The sequence below is a fragment of the Pseudomonas sp. NBB genome, from assembly GCF_032701105.1.
Classification (GTDB): domain Bacteria; phylum Pseudomonadota; class Gammaproteobacteria; order Pseudomonadales; family Pseudomonadaceae; genus Aquipseudomonas; species Aquipseudomonas asiatica.
In genome coordinates, this window is the sequence record NZ_CP103994.1 from 4,996,853 (window position 1) to 5,012,549 (window position 15,697).

At 64.4% G+C, this 15,697-nt stretch carries 15 protein-coding genes; 8 read left to right on the top strand and 7 right to left on the bottom strand.

What is annotated here, in order from left to right; translation table 11 throughout:
* Position 1 precedes the first annotated feature (1 nt).
* From NY023_RS23120 to NY023_RS23150, 7 genes are all read left to right on the top strand, one after another.
* Entirely contained in the window at positions 2-1,105 is a 1,104-nt protein-coding gene (locus NY023_RS23120) for a mannuronate-specific alginate lyase (RefSeq protein ID WP_013974156.1), read from the top strand.
* A 182-nt stretch (positions 1,106-1,287) separates the two neighbouring features.
* Positions 1,288-2,745 carry an MBOAT family O-acyltransferase gene (locus tag NY023_RS23125; RefSeq protein ID WP_013974157.1) on the top strand — a complete coding sequence of 486 codons (1,458 nt, stop codon included), beginning with the start codon at positions 1,288-1,290 and terminating at the stop codon, positions 2,743-2,745.
* Positions 2,746-2,755: 10 nt separating this feature from the next.
* Positions 2,756-3,913 carry an alginate O-acetyltransferase gene (locus NY023_RS23130; protein WP_047595807.1) on the top strand — a complete coding sequence of 386 codons (1,158 nt, stop codon included), beginning with the start codon at positions 2,756-2,758 and terminating at the stop codon, positions 3,911-3,913.
* 16 nt (positions 3,914-3,929) lie between these two features.
* Positions 3,930-4,577, top strand: a complete 648-nt coding sequence (locus NY023_RS23135; RefSeq protein WP_013974158.1) for an alginate O-acetyltransferase AlgF — start codon at positions 3,930-3,932, stop codon at positions 4,575-4,577.
* A 35-nt stretch (positions 4,578-4,612) separates the two neighbouring features.
* Positions 4,613-6,067, top strand: coding sequence for a mannose-1-phosphate guanylyltransferase/mannose-6-phosphate isomerase (locus NY023_RS23140; protein ID WP_024087718.1), 1,455 nt, complete (start codon positions 4,613-4,615; stop codon positions 6,065-6,067).
* Between the two features lie 97 nt (positions 6,068-6,164).
* Positions 6,165-6,629, top strand: a complete 465-nt coding sequence (locus NY023_RS23145) for a hypothetical protein (protein WP_013974160.1) — start codon at positions 6,165-6,167, stop codon at positions 6,627-6,629.
* Positions 6,630-6,779: 150 nt separating this feature from the next.
* Positions 6,780-7,592 carry an SDR family oxidoreductase gene (locus NY023_RS23150; protein WP_024087719.1) on the top strand — a complete coding sequence of 271 codons (813 nt, stop codon included), beginning with the start codon at positions 6,780-6,782 and terminating at the stop codon, positions 7,590-7,592.
* Positions 7,593-7,722: 130 nt separating this feature from the next.
* Here NY023_RS23150 and NY023_RS23155 read toward each other — a convergent pair whose 3' ends face one another.
* The 5 genes from NY023_RS23155 to NY023_RS23175 form a co-directional block, all read right to left on the bottom strand.
* Positions 7,723-8,517 (bottom strand): SDR family NAD(P)-dependent oxidoreductase, encoded by a 795-nt coding sequence (locus NY023_RS23155; RefSeq protein ID WP_024087720.1) that lies wholly within the window; start codon positions 8,515-8,517, stop codon positions 7,723-7,725.
* Positions 8,518-8,573: 56 nt separating this feature from the next.
* Complete coding sequence (locus NY023_RS23160) at positions 8,574-10,025, bottom strand: efflux transporter outer membrane subunit (RefSeq protein ID WP_013974163.1); 1,452 nt, start codon at positions 10,023-10,025, stop codon at positions 8,574-8,576.
* Complete coding sequence (locus tag NY023_RS23165) at positions 10,022-11,083, bottom strand: HlyD family secretion protein (protein ID WP_013974164.1); 1,062 nt, start codon at positions 11,081-11,083, stop codon at positions 10,022-10,024. The genes NY023_RS23160 and NY023_RS23165 overlap by 4 nt, the downstream gene beginning before the upstream one ends.
* A gap of 28 nt (positions 11,084-11,111) precedes the next feature.
* Positions 11,112-12,653 carry an MFS transporter gene (locus NY023_RS23170; RefSeq protein ID WP_024087721.1) on the bottom strand — a complete coding sequence of 514 codons (1,542 nt, stop codon included), beginning with the start codon at positions 12,651-12,653 and terminating at the stop codon, positions 11,112-11,114.
* A gap of 236 nt (positions 12,654-12,889) precedes the next feature.
* A complete protein-coding gene (locus NY023_RS23175; protein ID WP_024087722.1) occupies positions 12,890-13,798 on the bottom strand; it encodes a LysR family transcriptional regulator in 909 nt (302 codons plus the stop codon).
* Positions 13,799-14,069: 271 nt separating this feature from the next.
* On the opposite strand from NY023_RS23175, the gene NY023_RS23180 reads away from it, so the two are divergent.
* Complete coding sequence (locus tag NY023_RS23180; RefSeq protein ID WP_013974167.1) at positions 14,070-14,519, top strand: universal stress protein; 450 nt, start codon at positions 14,070-14,072, stop codon at positions 14,517-14,519.
* Positions 14,520-14,624: 105 nt separating this feature from the next.
* On the opposite strand, the gene NY023_RS23185 is transcribed toward NY023_RS23180, so the two are convergent.
* Positions 14,625-15,485 carry an HlyD family secretion protein gene (locus NY023_RS23185; RefSeq protein WP_013974168.1) on the bottom strand — a complete coding sequence of 287 codons (861 nt, stop codon included), beginning with the start codon at positions 15,483-15,485 and terminating at the stop codon, positions 14,625-14,627.
* 10 nt (positions 15,486-15,495) lie between these two features.
* On the bottom strand, positions 15,496-15,696 hold the full coding sequence (locus NY023_RS23190) for a DUF1656 domain-containing protein (protein WP_003257154.1): 201 nt from the start codon (positions 15,694-15,696) through the stop codon (positions 15,496-15,498).
* Between the last annotated feature and the right edge of the window lies 1 nt (position 15,697).

The following is a 15,697-nucleotide window of genomic DNA, read 5'->3' on the forward strand; positions in this document are numbered from 1 at the left end:
CATGATCCCGTTCAAGCGAATTTCCCGCCCCGCCCTGCTCGCCCTGGCGTTGTGCGGCGGTGCCGCGCACGCCGCGCTGGTACCGCCCCAGGGTTACTACGAGGGGATCGAAAAGCTCAAGACCGGCGACGGTAACTTCCGCTGCGAAGCTGCCCCCAAACCGTATACCGGTGCCCTGCAGTTCCGCAGCAAGTACGAAGGCTCGGACAAGGCGCGGGCAACACTCAACGCCGACTCGGAAAAGGCCTTTCGCAAGTCCACCGAAGACATCACCACCCTTGAGAAAGGCGTGAGCAAGATGATCGGCCAGTACATGCGTGACGGCCGCCCGGCGCAGCTCGACTGCACCCTGGCCTGGCTGGGCAGCTGGGCACGCGCCGATGCGCTGATGTCCACCGACTACAACCACACCGGCAAGTCGATGCGCAAATGGGCGCTGGGCAGCATGAGTGGTTCGTGGCTGCGCCTGAAGTTCTCCAATTCGCAGCCGTTGGCCGCGCACCAGGCCGAGGCCGAGCTGATCGAAAAATGGTTCGCCCGCCTGGCCGAGCAGACCGTGCGCGACTGGAGCGACCTGCCACTGGAGAAGATCAACAACCACAGCTACTGGGCGGCCTGGGCGGTAATGGCCACCGCCGTGGCCACCGACCGTCGCGACCTGTTCGACTGGGCCGTGAAGGAATACAGGGTTGGCGCCAACCAGGTAGACGAGCAGGGCTTCCTGCCCAACGAACTGAAGCGCAAGCAACGCGCCCTGGCCTACCACAACTACGCCCTGCCGCCGTTGACGATGATCGCCAGCTTCGCCCAGGTCAATGGCGTGGACGTGCGCGGCGAGAACAACAACGCCCTGCAGCGCCTGGCGCAGCGGGTACTGAACGGTTCGAAGGACCCAAGCGCGTTCAAGGCCCGCAATGGCGAGAAACAGGACATGAAAGACCTGAAGATCGACAGCAAGTATTCGTGGATGGAGCCCTATTGCAGCCTGTATGCGTGCAGTGGCGACACCCTGCAGCGCAAGCGCGGTATGCAGCCGTTCAACAGCTTCCGGCTGGGCGGCGACCTGACCCGGGTCTATGACCCGAGCGCGGAATCGAAAAAGTAACGTAAAACCCCTGTGGGAGCGGGTTTACCCGCGAAAAGGCCAGACCTGCCATGTGCGGTGCCTGTGCCGGCCTCTTCGCGGGTAAACCCGCTCCCACAGGAATCTAGGTAGCCCGCCACGAACATGTGGGGGGTTTGGGGGGCGCTTTGCCCCGGATGCTGTGAACAAAAAGGAGAACCGGGATGGTCTTCTCGTCCAACGTGTTCCTGTTCCTGTTCTTGCCGATCTTCCTCGGCCTGTACTACTTGAGCGGGCAACGCTATCGCAACCTGCTGCTGCTGGTCGCCAGCTACATCTTCTACGCCTGGTGGCGGGTCGACTTCCTCGCCCTGTTCGCCGGCGTGACCCTGTGGAACTACTGGATCGGCCTGAAAGTCGGCGCCGCCGGCGTGCGTACCAAGCCGGCCCAGCGCTGGCTGCTGCTCGGCGTCGGTGTGGACCTGGCGATTCTCGGCTATTTCAAGTACGCCAACTTCGGTGTCGACAGCCTCAATGCGATCATCTCCTCGTTCGGCCTGGAGCCGTTCATCCTCACCCACGTGCTGCTGCCGATCGGTATCTCGTTCTACATCTTCGAGTCGATCAGCTACATCATCGACGTGTACCGCGGCGACACCCCGGCCACCCGCAACCTGATCGACTTCGCGGCGTTCGTGGCGATCTTCCCGCACCTGATCGCCGGCCCCGTGCTGCGCTTCAAGGACCTGGTCGACCAGTTCAACAACCGCACCCACACCCTGGACAAGTTCTCCGAAGGCTGCACCCGCTTCATGCAGGGCTTCATCAAGAAAGTGTTCATCGCCGATACCCTGGCGGTAGTGGCCGACCACTGCTTCGCCCTGCAGAACCCGACCACCGGGGATGCCTGGCTCGGCGCTTTGGCCTACACCGCGCAGCTGTACTTCGACTTCAGCGGCTACAGCGACATGGCCATCGGCCTGGGCCTGATGATGGGCTTCCGCTTCATGGAGAACTTCAAGCAGCCGTACATCAGCCAGTCGATCACCGAGTTCTGGCGGCGCTGGCACATCAGCCTGTCGACCTGGCTGCGCGACTACCTGTACATCACCCTGGGCGGTAACCGCAAAGGCACCTTCAACACCTACCGTAACCTGTTCCTGACCATGCTGCTGGGTGGCCTGTGGCACGGCGCCAACTTCACCTACATCATCTGGGGCGCCTGGCACGGCATGTGGCTGGCCATCGAGCGCGCGCTGGGCATCGACACCAACCCACAGCGTTTCAACCCGGTGAAGTGGGCATTCACCTTCCTGCTGGTGGTGGTCGGCTGGGTAATCTTCCGTGCCGAGAACCTGGAAGTGGCCGGTCGCATGTACGGCGCCATGTTCAGCTTCGGCGACTGGCAGCTGTCGGAACTCAACCGTGCCCAGCTCACCGGCCTGCAGGTAGCCACCCTGGTGGTCGCCTACATCACCCTGGCGTTCTTCGGCCTGCGCGACTTCTACCGCAACGCCCGGCCAACGCCCAAGGCCACCCCGGTGGAGGTCAACAGCGACGGTTCGATCGGCCTGGACTGGACCCGGGTGATGACCCGCGCCCTGGTGCTGCTGCTGTTCGTAGCCTCGATCCTCAAGCTTTCGGCGCAGAGCTACTCGCCGTTCCTTTACTTCCAGTTCTGAGGTTGATGACATGACCCGGACATTACGCATTACCTATTCGCTGTCGTTCCTCGGCCTGCTGGTGGGCATGGGCGTCTGGTCCACCGGTGGCCTGCAAAGCTTCCAGCGTACCGAGCAGATGACCCTGCTCAACGGCAAGCTGGCCAAGGCCGCCGAGACCCACTACGACGAACAGTTCCCGATCAAGCGCCTGGGCACCAACCTTTGGGCGGCGATGGACTTCAAGCTGTTCAACGAAGGCCGCCCTGGCGTGGTGCTGGGCCGCGACCAGTGGCTGTTCAGTGACGAAGAGTTCAAGCCCACCGCCGGTGCCGAGCAGCTGATGCAGGAAAACCTGGCGCTGATCCGTGGCGTGCGCGACACCCTGCAGCAGCACGGCAGCCAGCTTGTATTGGCGATCGTGCCAGCCAAGGCGCGGGTGTACGCCGAATACCTGGGCAACGAACTGCCGACCAGTCTGCATGACGATCTGTACAACCAGTTCCATGCCCAGGCACGCCAGGCCAACGTGTTCGCCCCGGACCTGATGGCACCCATGGAGCAGGCCAAGGCGCGCGGCCAGGTGTTCCTGCGCACCGACACCCACTGGACGCCGATGGGCGCCGAAGTGGCTGCGCAGGCACTGGCCGAAGCGGTCAGCCGCCAGAGCCTGCTCAACGGCGACCCGCAGGCGTTCATCACCGAAGCCGGCAGCACCGCGCCATACAAGGGCGACCTGACCAACTTCCTGCCACTGGACCCGCTGTTCAGCAACCTTCTGCCGGCCCCGGACAACCTGCAGCAACGCACCACTCGCCCGGTCGAGGCCGAAGGTGAAGCCGGTGACGCACTGTTCGCCGACACGCAGATCCCGGTTGCGCTGGTGGGCACCAGCTACAGCGCCAACCCGCACTGGAACTTCCTCGGCGCGCTGCAGCAGGCCCTGCGCAGCGATGTGGCCAACTACGCCGAAGACGGCCATGGCCCGCTGCTGCCGATGCTCAAGTACCTGCAAAGCGATGCCTTCAAGAACGCCGCACCCCAAGTGGTGGTGTGGGAATTCCCCGAACGTTATCTGCCAATGAAGAACGACCTCAGCAGCTTCGATCCACAGTGGATCGCCCAGCTGAAGAACACCCGTAAATCCGAAGAAAACCTGGCTTTGTCGTCCACCCGGACTAACCACTAATCAGAGGAACATACATATGACTACCAAGACTTCCATTGCCAAAGCCCTCACCCTCGCTGCCGGCCTGTCCCTGGCCTCCATGCAGGCCTTCGCCGGCGCCGACGCCGCGCTGTATGGCCCGAGCGCGCCGAAAGGCTCGACCTTCGTGCGCCTTTACAACGCTTCCAGCGCACCGGCGGCAGCTTCGGTCGGCAACACCCAGATCAAACAGGTTGGTGCACAGGGCAGCAGTGACTTCAGCTTCCTGCCAGGGGGTGACTACACCGCTCAGGTCGGTGGCAAGAGCGTGCCGGTCAAGCTGGCTGCGGACAAGTACTACACCCTGGTCAACAGCGCCAGCGGCAACCCGCAGTTGATCGAAGAGCCGCCGTTCAAGAACAAGCAGAAAGCCCTGGTTCGCGTGCAGAACCTGAGTGACCAGCAACTGACCCTGAAGACCGCCGACGGCAAGACCGAAGTGGTCAAGCCGGTGGCCGCCAACGGCCGCGGCGAACGCGAAATCAACCCGGTCAAGGTCAACCTGGCGCTGTTCCAAGGAGACAAGAAAGTGGGTGACGTCAAACCCGTCGCCCTGGAGCGCGGCGAAGCCGCAGTGCTGTACGTAACGGGTTCCGGCAACGCCTTGTCGCCGGTGTGGGTAACTCGCCCCGTGGCTAGCAACTGATTCCCCTGCCTCTCAACGACTATTGGAGAAACATGATGATCCCGGTAATTCTTTCTGGTGGTAGCGGTTCCCGTCTGTGGCCTCTGTCGCGAAAGCAGTTCCCCAAGCAGTTCCTGGCCCTGACCGGTGAACACACACTGTTCCAGCAAACCCTCGAGCGCCTGGTGTTCGAAGGCATGGACACGCCGATCGTGGTCTGTAACAAGGACCACAAGTTCATCGTCCAGGAGCAACTGGCCGCGCTGAAGCTGGAAACCCAAGGCATTTTGATGGAACCGTTCGGCCGCAATACCGCGCCGGCCGTGGCCATGGCTGCCATGAAACTGGTCAACGAAGGCCGCGACGAGCTGATGCTGGTGCTGCCCGCCGACCACGTGATCGATGACCAGAAGGCCCTGCAACGCGCCCTGGCCCTGGCCACCGTGGCCGCCGAGCGTGGCGAGATGGTGCTGTTCGGCGTGCCGGCGACCAAGCCGGAAACCGGCTACGGCTACATCCGTTCCAGCCAGGACGCCCTGCTGCCTGAAGGCGTGGCGCGCGTGGCGCAGTTCGTCGAGAAGCCCGACGAAAAACGCGCCGCCGAGTTCGTCCAGGCCGGCGGCTACTTCTGGAACAGCGGCATGTTCCTGTTCCGTGCCAGCCGCTTCCTCGAAGAGCTGAAAAAGCACGACGGCGACATCTACGACACCTGCGTGCTGGCCCTGGAGCGCAGCCAGGAAGACGGTGATGTGCTGAGCATCGACGAAGCCACCTTCGCCTGCTGCCCGGACAACTCCATCGACTACGCGGTGATGGAAAAGACCCAGCGCGCCTGCGTGGTGCCGATGTCGGCTGGCTGGAGCGACGTGGGCTGCTGGTCGTCGCTGTGGGAAGTGCACGAGAAGGACGACAACGGCAACGTCACCAAGGGCGATGTGGTGGTGCAGGACAGCCACAACTGCATGATCCACGGCAACGGCAAGCTGGTGTCGGTGATCGGCCTGGAGAACATCGTGGTGGTCGAGACCAAGGACGCCATGATGATTGCCCACAAGGACAAGGTGCAGGGCGTCAAGCAGATGGTCAAGACCCTCGACGAGCAGGGCCGCAGCGAAACCCAGAACCACCTGGAAGTGTATCGCCCGTGGGGCTCGTACGACTCGGTGGACATGGGCGGCCGCTTCCAGGTCAAGCACATCACCGTCAAGCCGGGCGCCAGCCTGTCGCTGCAGATGCACCACCACCGTGCCGAGCACTGGATCGTGGTATCCGGCACCGCCGAAGTGACCTGTGACGAGAACGTGTTCCTGCTGACCGAGAACCAGTCCACCTACATCCCGATCGCCTCGGTGCACCGCCTGCGCAACCCGGGCAAGATCCCGCTGGAGATCATCGAAGTGCAGTCCGGCAGCTACCTCGGCGAGGATGACATCGAGCGCTTCGAGGATGTTTACGGGCGTACCTCCACTCCGATCGAACGGGGTGTTTCGGTGAAGACCATCGCGCAGTAATGCAACCCTGGGGCCGCTTTGCGGCCCCGCTTTTTGAGCCACTCTCCATTTCGGGCTACGATGGTCAGACCCCGCGCAATCAAGGTCTGCACGTCCCATGATCATCGGTGCCTTCCTCATCCTCACCTGGCTGGTGCTGCTGTTGCGCTACCCGGCCAAGGCCCTGCCGATCTCGATGGCAGCCGTTTGTGGCCTGGGCCTGGTGGCCCTGTTCGTCGTCTGGCAGGACACCCGCGAAACCTCGCAATTGGCCCGCCTGGACCTACGCCTGACCTACGCCCCCGAACACTGCCCCGCCGACCGCGCCCTGCAGGTGCGCATGAAGAACGGTAACGACGTGCCGCTGACCGAGTTGCGCTGGCGGATGGCGGCGTATGCGCCGGGCGATACCGTGAACCTGGCGGAGAACACCTACAACGCCCCGCGCTACCGTGGGCCGGGTGAGCTGCAGCCAGGGGCCGAGTGGAAGGACTGCCTGCCACTGCCGCCACTGCGCTCCGGGTACCGGCCGCAGACCCTGGAGTTTCGTGCAGAGCATCTGCAAGGTACGTTTGCCAACTAATGTATCGCCTGTGCCGGCCTCTTCGCGGGTAAACCCGCTCCCACACGGACTACACAGGTCTCAAATTCTGTGGTGTACCTGTGGGAGCGGGTTTACCCGCGAAGAGGCCGGCACAGGAAAAACCAATCCTCCCTGACAGCAGGCCCCACCATGCCCACCGTCCTGATCACCGGTTGTTCCAGCGGCATCGGCCGCGCCCTGGCCGACGCCTTCCGCGATGCCGGCCACCACGTCTGGGCTACCGCCCGCAAACCTGAGGATGTCGAGCAACTGAACGCCGCCGGCTTCACCGCGCGGCAACTTGATGTGAACGACAGCGAGGCGCTGGCCCGCCTGGCCGAGGAACTGGTAAACCTCGATATCTTGATCAACAACGCCGGCTACGGCGCCATGGGCCCGCTGCTCGATGGTGGTGTGGATGCCCTGCGCCAGCAGTTCGAAACCAATGTATTCGCCGTGGTCGGCGTTACCCGCGCATTGTTCCCCCAGCTACGCCGCTCACGGGGCCTGGTGGTGAACATCGGCAGCGTATCAGGCGTGCTGATCACGCCATTCGCCGGCGCCTACTGCGCCTCGAAAGCCGCCGTGCATGCCCTGAGCGATGCCTTGCGCCTGGAACTGGCGCCGTTTGGTGTGCAGGTAATGGAAGTGCAGCCAGGAGCGATTGCCTCGCAGTTCGCCAGCAATGCCCAGCGCCAGGCCGAGCAGGTGCTGGCGACGGATTCGGCGTGGTGGCCGTTGCGCGAGCACGTGCAGGCACGGGCACGGGCTTCGCAGGACAAGCCCACCTCGGCGGCGGTGTTTGCCCAGGGCGTGTTGGCAGCGGTCGGGAAGTCGCCGGTGCCGGCGGTGGTGCGGTTGGGGAACGGCAGTACGGCGTTGCCGTTGATGGCCCGGTTACTGCCGCGGCGGGTGCTGGATTGGGCGTTGCGCAAGCGGTTTGGCCTGCTGCGCCCGCTCTGATTGATTGGTTGTCTGTGCTGGCCTCTTCGCGGGTAAACCCGCTCCCACAGGTACCCCACAGAATTTGAGCCCTGTGCGATACCTGTGGAAGCGGGTTTACCCGCGAAGAGGCCGGTACAGGCAAAACAGATCAGGCAATGGAACGCAGCACCCCGCCATCCACCCGCAAGGCAGCCCCGGTAGTGGCACTGGCCTGCATCGATGCCAGGTACACCACCATGTTCGCCACCTCCTCCACCGTCGCCAGCCGCTTGATCAGCGAGGTCGGCCGGTGCTCGGCCAGGAAGTTGGCTTCCAGCTCTTCAGTCGACACCCCCTGCTCCTCGGCCAGCCTGGTAAAGAAGTCGCCCACACCTTCCGAACGCGTAGGCCCCGGCAACACCGAATTCACCGTCACCCCGGTGCCGGCCAGGGTCTCGGCCAGCCCACGCGACACCGCCAGCAATGCGGTCTTGGTCATGCCGTAATGAATCATCTCGGTCGGGATCTGCAGCGCCGACTCACTGGACAGGAACACCACTCGCCCCCAGTTGCGCTCGGCCATGCCCGGGGCATAGTGGCGCGACAGGCGAACGGCACTGAGCACATTGACGTCGAAGAAACGCTGCCAGTCCTCATCCTCGATCTCGAAGAACGGCTTGGGCTCGAAGATGCCCAGGTTGTTGACCAGGATGTCGGTGTGCGGCACCTGCTTGAAAAGCGTCTGCGCACCGGCCTGGGTGCCCAGGTCGGCAGCGATGCCGATGATGCGCGACTGCGGCAGGCGCTCGCGCACAACTTTGAGGGCTTCGTCGACCCGGGCCTGGGTGCGACCGTTGAGGACCACTTCGGCCCCCGCCTCGGCCAGGCCGATGGCGATGGCCAGGCCGATGCCGGCGGTGGAGCCGCTGACGATGGCGCGCTTGCCGTTCAGGGAAATGTGCATCTGTGCCTCCTCGGTAATCATGACAATTGCCGGGGCTGCTTTGCAGCCCCAAAAAATCACACTTTCTTCACAGGCTGCTCATCAAACGCCTGCCAGCCACCACCCAGGGCCTTGTACAACCCCACCAGCGCCTGCGACACCGCCGCAGAACTGTCGATCCACTGCTCCTCGCTGGCCAGCAAAGCCCCCTGCACCGTCAGCACATTGAGAAAGTCCACCGCCCCTTCCACATACTGGCGCTGGGCAGTTTCCAGGGCGATGCGGTTCTGCCGCACCGCCTCGGCCAAGTGGTCGCGGCGCAGCTGGCTGGCGTTGTACAGGCGTAGCACATCGTCGATTTCATGCCAGGCACCCAGCACCACCTTGCGGTAGTTCAGCGCCGCTTCCTGCTGCTGCGCCTCGCGCAGCTCCAAGGTGCCCTTGAGCCGGCCACCCTCGAAGATCGGCAGCGACAGCTGCGGCCCGAAGGCGAAGCGGCGTGAATCCCAGGCGCCGAAATCGGACAGCTGCATGGCCTGGAACCCGACACTGCCCGACAGCCGGATGCTGGGGTAGAAGTCGGCCTTGGCCACGCCAATGCTGGCGGTGGCAGCATGCAAACGAGCCTCGGCCTGGCGAATGTCCGGGCGGCGTTCGGCCAGTTCGGACGGCAGGCCAATGGCGAACTTCTGCTGCGGCGCAGGCAGTTCGCCGCCCTGCAGCAACTCGGCCTGCAGGCTGCGCGGCGGTTCGGCGGCAAGCAGGCTGAGGGCGTTGATCAAGTCGTCGCGCCGCGCTTCCAGGCTAGGCAGGCGCGACTCGATCGAGGCGACCTGGGCACTGGCCTGAGCCACGTCCAGGCGCGTGGCGACACCTTCGGCCTGGCGGTTCTCGGACAACTTCAGGCTGTGCTGGGCGACCTTGAGGTTGTCGCGGGTCACATCGATGGTGTGCTGCACAGCGCGCAGCTGGATATAGTTGCCTGCGGTTTCCGAAAGCAATGCCAACAGCACGCCGCGGCGGTCGTTCTCGGCCACTTCGACCGTGGCATCGGCAGCCTCGACCTGGCGCCGCACACGGCCCCACAGGTCCAGCTCCCAGCCGGCCACAAGGTCACCCTGCCAGAGGTTGAAGGCTTCCTTGCCCGCCTTGCCGGACGGGTCACTCAGGCCTTCGGCACTGTTGCGCGAGCGGCTGTAGCCAGCGTTCACATCCACCGACGGTACTTCGTCGGCAGCCACGGTGCTGCGCAGGGCGCGGCTTTGCAGCAGGCGGGCGCTGGCCATCTGCAGGTCGAGATTGCGCTCGGCAACGCGTTGGATCAAGGCACTCAGGCCGGCGTCGTGAAAGCTCTCCCACCAGCGCAGTTCCAGCGGTTCGGCCTGCGGCTGGCTGGCCGCCGCCTCGCCTTGCAGCGGCGCCCACTGTTGCGGGGCCTGGCTGTCAGGGCGCTGGAAGTCAGGGCCCAAGGTGCAGCCGGCCATCAATACGGCCAGCAGCAACGGGCTCAAGCGTAATGCCGCTTTCATCGTGCACTTACCTCTTTGCCGTCCAGCTTGTCACCACGGGTGTCGATGGTCGCTTCCACCGACATGCCCACGCGCAGGCGGGCAAGCAGCGGCTGGCCGTCATCGAAAACGATCTTCACCGGGATGCGCTGCACCACCTTGGTGAAGTTGCCGGTAGCGTTGTCCGGCTTGACCGCAGCGAAGGTCACGCCGGTGGCCGGGGCGATGCTTTCCACATGGCCTTGCAGCTTCTCACCGGCAAAGGTGTCGACGCTGATGCTCACGGCCTGGCCAGGCTGTACGTGGGTCAGCTGGGTTTCCTGGAAGTTGCCGACCACGTAGGCCTGCTGCAACGGCACCACCGACAGCAGGCGGGCGCCCGGGTTGACGTAGGCACCGACACGCAAGGCACGCTCGCCGACCATGCCGTCCACCGGCGCGGTGATGCGGGTGTAGGACAGATCGAGCTGGGCCTTTTCCAGCCCTGCCTCGGCCCGCTTCAGCTGGCCGTCGGCACTGGCCACCTGGGCGGTAAGGATATCCACCTGCTTGCGCGCCGCTACCAGTGCCGCCTGGGCATTGGCCAGGCGTGCGCGGGCCTGGTCGACCCCGCTGCGTGCCTGCTGGGCGTTCTGCACGGTGCCGGCACCTTGCTCGGCCAGGCGGCTGTAGCGGTTGACCTCATGGTCGGCGAACGCAGCTTCGGCCTGGGCCGCTTTCACTGCAGCCTCAGCCTGGGCAATCAGCGACGCCTGGCGCTCGAGGGTGGCACGGGCATCGGCGCTTTGCGCCTGGGCCACCAGCAACTGCGCCTGCGCAGCATCCAGCGCGGCCTGGTAGTCACGGGCATCGATGGTAGCCAGCAACTGGCCGGCCTTGACCTGCTGGTTGTCCTCCACCAGCACGTCCTTGATGAAGCCGGCGATCTTGGGCGCGACCACGGTGTAGTCGGCGACAACATACGCGTCATTGGTGCTCTGGCGGTGGTCGCTGCCAAACATCCACGGGCCGACGATGGCAGCCAGGACGGCCACGGCAAGCACCGAGCCGATGAACAGGGTTTTGCGGTTGTTGGTCATTTAAGTGGTTCTCGAATTCATCCAGGGTTCAGGCCACCGCGCGCGGCGGATAGACCCGGGTAGGCACGAAAGGAATCAGGCAGATCAGGGCCACGGCAATGCAGGCCATGACCAGGTAGAGGTCGGCCGAGGTCAGCACCAGCGCCTGGTCGTGGATGCGCCTGGCCAGGCCGGCTGCGTTACCGTCGACCAGCGGGGCGTTGCCAAGGCTGTCCACCAGGTGGTTGGAATGAAAGTGCCGGCGCAGGGTGCCCAAGGCGTCCAGCAGGCCACCGGCGATCACTGCGGCCAGGCCTTTGACAGTGTTGAACCAGCTGGAGGCGAACGGGCCTTCCTGTGGGGTCATGCCGTTGGTGGACAGCATCAGCAGCGGCAGCACTGCCATTGGCTGGCCGAGCACCTGCAGCAGGTAGAACGGGTAGAAGTCACCCCGGATCCACTCGCTGGTCAGCAGGCTGCTGCCGACACAGGACACCGCCAGCATCGCCAGGCCGATCCCCAGCACCCAGCGGCAGTCCACTGCGCGGATATTGCACAGCGCCGCCGTCAACGGCAGGGCGACCAGCTGCGGCATGGCCACCAGCATCATCAGCGGGCTGGTCTGCGCCGGGCGGTAGCCCTGAATCTGCGCCAGATAGGCCGACGGAATGCTGCCGACGCCCGAGAGCACGATCAGCACACCGGCCAGGGTCACCAGAGCGAAACTCAGGTTGCGCCGCGACAGCATGCGCAACTGGAAGAATGGCAACGGCTCGGACCATTCGTTGTACATGAACAGCACCAGCAACAGCAGGCCACCGCCGAGCAGCCAGCAGATCAGCGGCGAATCGAACCAGCCCCAGCGGTCACCCAGCGACAGGCCCAGCACGATGCAGCTGATGGCGGGCAGGCCGAGCAGCACGCCGCGCCAGTCGAACTGCTTGAAGCGCTCCAGGCGCAGCGGGTCCTGCGGCAGGCCCCAACCGACGCAGAACATGGCCAGCGCCGAGGGCAGGATGATCTGCCAGAACGCCCACTGCCAACCGACGTATTCAGTCCACAGCCCTGCCAGCGGCGTGCCGAGGTTGGGGCCGAAGGTGGCGGTGAGGGCATAGCAGGCCAGGCCATAGACCTTGATGCCCGGTGGCAGGAAGCGCAGGGCCACGCTCATCAACATCGGCGGCAAGGCACCAGAGGCGAAGCCCTGGAGCACACGCAGCAGCATCAGGCTGTGCAGGTTGGGGGCGAACGGTTGCAGCAGGCCGAGCACGGCGAACAGACCGATCGCGCTCATGGTGAAGCGCCGCAGCGAGAACGTGGTGGCCAGCCATGGCGCGAAGGCCATGGCCGAAACCGAGGCGGCGCTGTAGACCGCCAGCAGCCAGGCGCCTTCGTCGGCACCGATGCCCATGGCCCCACGGATATCGGCCAGGGAGATCTTGGTCACCGACTCGTTGAGGCCCGCGCACAACACGGCCAGCAGCACACCGAACAGCCCGACCACTACCTGCAGGCCGAACGCAGTCTGCGCAGGCGCGGCCGGCGCGGGGGCGGCGGCAATCACGGCAGACGGGGCGGACAGGGAACTCATGGGCAGACATCTCCAGCAACAAATTTGCGACTGGAGCAAGTCTAAGAAGGTCGAATGCTGACGAAAACTGACTTATCGGTAGGTTTATGTTGCGTCAGGCGCAATCCACTTCAAAACCCAGTCGCCTGCTTCGCGGGTGAACCCGCTCCCACAGGGACATCACAGGCCTTGAGAGGTGTGTTGTACCTGTGGGAGCGGGTTCACCCGCGAAAAGGCCGGCCCAGGCAGAACATCACTCAAGGGTCGACACTGCAGCAAGCCTTCAGGGTCTGCCGCAACCACCGATGCGCGGGGTCATTGTGAAACCGTGGGTGCCATGCCTGCAGCACGTTGACCCGCTCTAGCGGCACCGGGATCTCGAACGAGCGCAGCGGCAGCCCTAGCTTGTGCACGCTGTTGAGGATGTTGGCCGGCATCGGCAGGATCAGGTCGGAATCCGGCAGCGAGAACAGCGCCGAGTGAAAGCTCGGGGTAATCAGCGCCACCCGCCGTTGCACCTTGAAGTTGGCCAGTTCCACATCGATCGGCCCATTGGCCCGTCCACGGCGTGACACGCTGATCTGTGGATAACTGGCAAAGCTGTGCGCCGTGATCGGCTGCTCGAAGATCGGGTGGTCGCGCCGCGCCAGGCCCACATAGTAGGTCTGGAACAGGCTCTGTACCTTGATCTCCGGCCCCAGGTCCACGGTCGAGCTGATGATCAGGTCGGTACGCCCGTCGCGCAGCACGCTGTCGTCATCGCCGCCGGGGCTTTCCGGCACGAAGCGCAGCACCGTGCGCGGTGCCTGTTCGTGCATGCGCCGCAGCAACTGGGCGCCGTACAGGGCGATGAACAGGTCGTTGGTGCGGATGTTGAAGGCCCGGTCAAGCTTGGGCAGGTCGACCTCGTCGCCACTGCGGAACACCTCGCCGGCCTGCTCCACCAACGCCGCCACCTGCTCGCGCAGGGCCAGCGCCCGCGGCGTCGGCACCAAGCCGCGACCGGCGCGCACCAGGATCGGGTCACCCAACGCATCGCGGATACGCCCCAGGGTCCGGCTCATCGCCGCCGGGCTGAGGTTCATGCGCTGCGCCGCGCCGACCACGCTACCTTCGTCGAGCAGGGCATCGAGGGCGACGAGCAGGTTCATGTCCGGGAGTTGCATGGCCGTTTTCCGTTACAGCTGTGGGGAATGGCGATGGTAGCAGGTTGCTGGATTGCACCAGACGCAATGCGCTCATGCGTGGTGGGGCATTTATCCTGAGGGTGGATTGAGCCAAGAATGAGGAATGGCAGGTTCGGCCTCTTCGCGGGTGAACCCGCTCCCACAGTGACTGCACAGGCTTTGAATACTGTGGCGCACCTGTGGGAGCGGGTTTACCCGCGAAGAGGCCAGAACAGACAACCCCTTAGCCAGCCTGAAACAAGGATTCCACATGCCCAGCCCCGTCCTGATCGCCATCGACGCCTCCCCTGCATCCACTGCCCTGCTCACCCTCGCCCGCCGCTACTGCCGCCCCGACGACCACGAACTGCACGTGCTGCTGGCCATCGACTCTACCTTCGCCGTCCACGACCAACCCGCGCCTTACACCGCAGAAGAACTGGAAGAATACCCCGCCGCCTGCGAAGAGCAGCACCAGGCCGACCAGGCCGTGGCCGAGGCGGTGCGCGAGTTGCAGCAAGCCGGCTTCGCCAGCCGGGGCTGCATGGTGGCCGGGCAGCCGGTCGAGGCGATCGTGGCCAAGGCGCAGGAACTGGATTGTGAACTGATCATCATGGGCCACCGCCACCTGTCGCGGCTGGGGCGGATGCTGGACCCGTCGATCAGCGCGAAGGTGATTGATCGGGTGAGGGTACCAGTGTTGGTGGGGGCAGCAAGCTAACTGCGCCGCTCCCACAGGATTTGCGCCAGCCCCAAGAGCAGCGCACCACTTGTGGGAGCGGGCAAGCCCGCGAAGAGGCCAGTAGCTGCACCACCTCACCCCGGCTCAGCCCTCGCTCGGCTTCACCACCACCGTACAAGTCGTACCCGCCGCCAGCAAAAACCCGTCCGGCACTTCATCGATATGAATGCGCACCGGCACCCGCTGCGCCAGCCGCACCCAGTTGAAGGTCGGGTTCACATCGGCGATCAACTCGCGGCTTTGTGGGTTGTCGCGGTCGTAGATGCCGCGGGCGATGCTCTCCACGTGGCCCTTGATGCGCTCGCCGCTCATCATCTGCAGCTCGGCCTGGTCACCCACCTTCACATGCGGCAGCTTGGTCTCCTCGAAGAACCCGTATACCCAGAACGAATTCTCGTCGACCACCGCCATCACCGCTTCACCGGTACGCGCATAGTCACCCTTGTGGATATTCAGGTTGGTCACGTAGCCGTCCACCGTGGCCACGATATGGGTGCGCTTGAGGTTCAGTTCGGCGGCAGCCAGCTCGGCAAGGGCCTGCTGGTAGTCCGCCTGGGCGGAGTTGGCGATGTTGCTGGCGTCATCGCGGTTTTCCTTGGAAATCACCAGGTTGTCCATGTCGGCACGGCGCTTGGCGTTGACCTTGCGCATCTCCCAGGTGGCCTTGCGCGATGCAACCTGCGCCTTGGCCTGGTCGACCGCCAATTGGTAATGCTCGGGGTCGATCTGGATCAGCAGGTCGCCCTTCTTCACCCGCTGGTTGTCCTTGACCGGCACATCCACCACATAACCAGGCACGTCGGCAGCGACGTTGATGATGTCGGCACGCACACGGCCGTCGCGAGTCCAAGGCGTGGTCATGTAGTGCAGCCACAACTGGCGACCGATCACCACGGCAGCGGCAAGCACCAACAGGGTGGCGATCAGGCTGAAGAACTTTTTCATCGAAGGATTCTCACCAGTAGAGCGACAGCGCCAGGGCGCCGAATAGGCAGACGAACAGGCTCAGGCGCAGCAGCGCCGGGTGCCAGAAGAAGCGGTAGCCATCATGGCTGGCAATGTACCGGTCCAGCCCCCAGGCCAGGCCCAGGGCGAACAGGAACATCAAGGTCATGGTGGGCATGTACACGCCATGGAAGGCGATTTCACGGGGCATG

Excerpts from the sequence above, each read along its gene's own strand:
- NY023_RS23145 (WP_013974160.1), top strand. The coding sequence starts at position 6,165 with ATGATCATCGGTGCCTTCCTCATCCTCACCTGGCTGGTGCTGCTGTTG.
- NY023_RS23140 (WP_024087718.1), top strand. The coding sequence starts at position 4,613 with ATGATCCCGGTAATTCTTTCTGGTGGTAGCGGTTCCCGTCTGTGGCCT.
- NY023_RS23175 (WP_024087722.1), bottom strand. The coding sequence starts at position 13,798 with ATGCAACTCCCGGACATGAACCTGCTCGTCGCCCTCGATGCCCTGCTC.
- NY023_RS23160 (WP_013974163.1), bottom strand. The coding sequence starts at position 10,025 with ATGAAAGCGGCATTACGCTTGAGCCCGTTGCTGCTGGCCGTATTGATG.
- NY023_RS23185 (WP_013974168.1), bottom strand. The coding sequence starts at position 15,485 with ATGAAAAAGTTCTTCAGCCTGATCGCCACCCTGTTGGTGCTTGCCGCT.
- NY023_RS23170 (WP_024087721.1), bottom strand. The coding sequence starts at position 12,653 with ATGAGTTCCCTGTCCGCCCCGTCTGCCGTGATTGCCGCCGCCCCCGCG.
- NY023_RS23150 (WP_024087719.1), top strand. The coding sequence starts at position 6,780 with ATGCCCACCGTCCTGATCACCGGTTGTTCCAGCGGCATCGGCCGCGCC.
- NY023_RS23130 (WP_047595807.1), top strand. The coding sequence starts at position 2,756 with ATGACCCGGACATTACGCATTACCTATTCGCTGTCGTTCCTCGGCCTG.
- NY023_RS23135 (WP_013974158.1), top strand. The coding sequence starts at position 3,930 with ATGACTACCAAGACTTCCATTGCCAAAGCCCTCACCCTCGCTGCCGGC.
- NY023_RS23190 (WP_003257154.1), bottom strand. The coding sequence starts at position 15,696 with ATGCCCCGTGAAATCGCCTTCCATGGCGTGTACATGCCCACCATGACC.
- NY023_RS23120 (WP_013974156.1), top strand. The coding sequence starts at position 2 with ATGATCCCGTTCAAGCGAATTTCCCGCCCCGCCCTGCTCGCCCTGGCG.
- NY023_RS23165 (WP_013974164.1), bottom strand. The coding sequence starts at position 11,083 with ATGACCAACAACCGCAAAACCCTGTTCATCGGCTCGGTGCTTGCCGTG.
- NY023_RS23180 (WP_013974167.1), top strand. The coding sequence starts at position 14,070 with ATGCCCAGCCCCGTCCTGATCGCCATCGACGCCTCCCCTGCATCCACT.
- NY023_RS23155 (WP_024087720.1), bottom strand. The coding sequence starts at position 8,517 with ATGCACATTTCCCTGAACGGCAAGCGCGCCATCGTCAGCGGCTCCACC.
- NY023_RS23125 (WP_013974157.1), top strand. The coding sequence starts at position 1,288 with ATGGTCTTCTCGTCCAACGTGTTCCTGTTCCTGTTCTTGCCGATCTTC.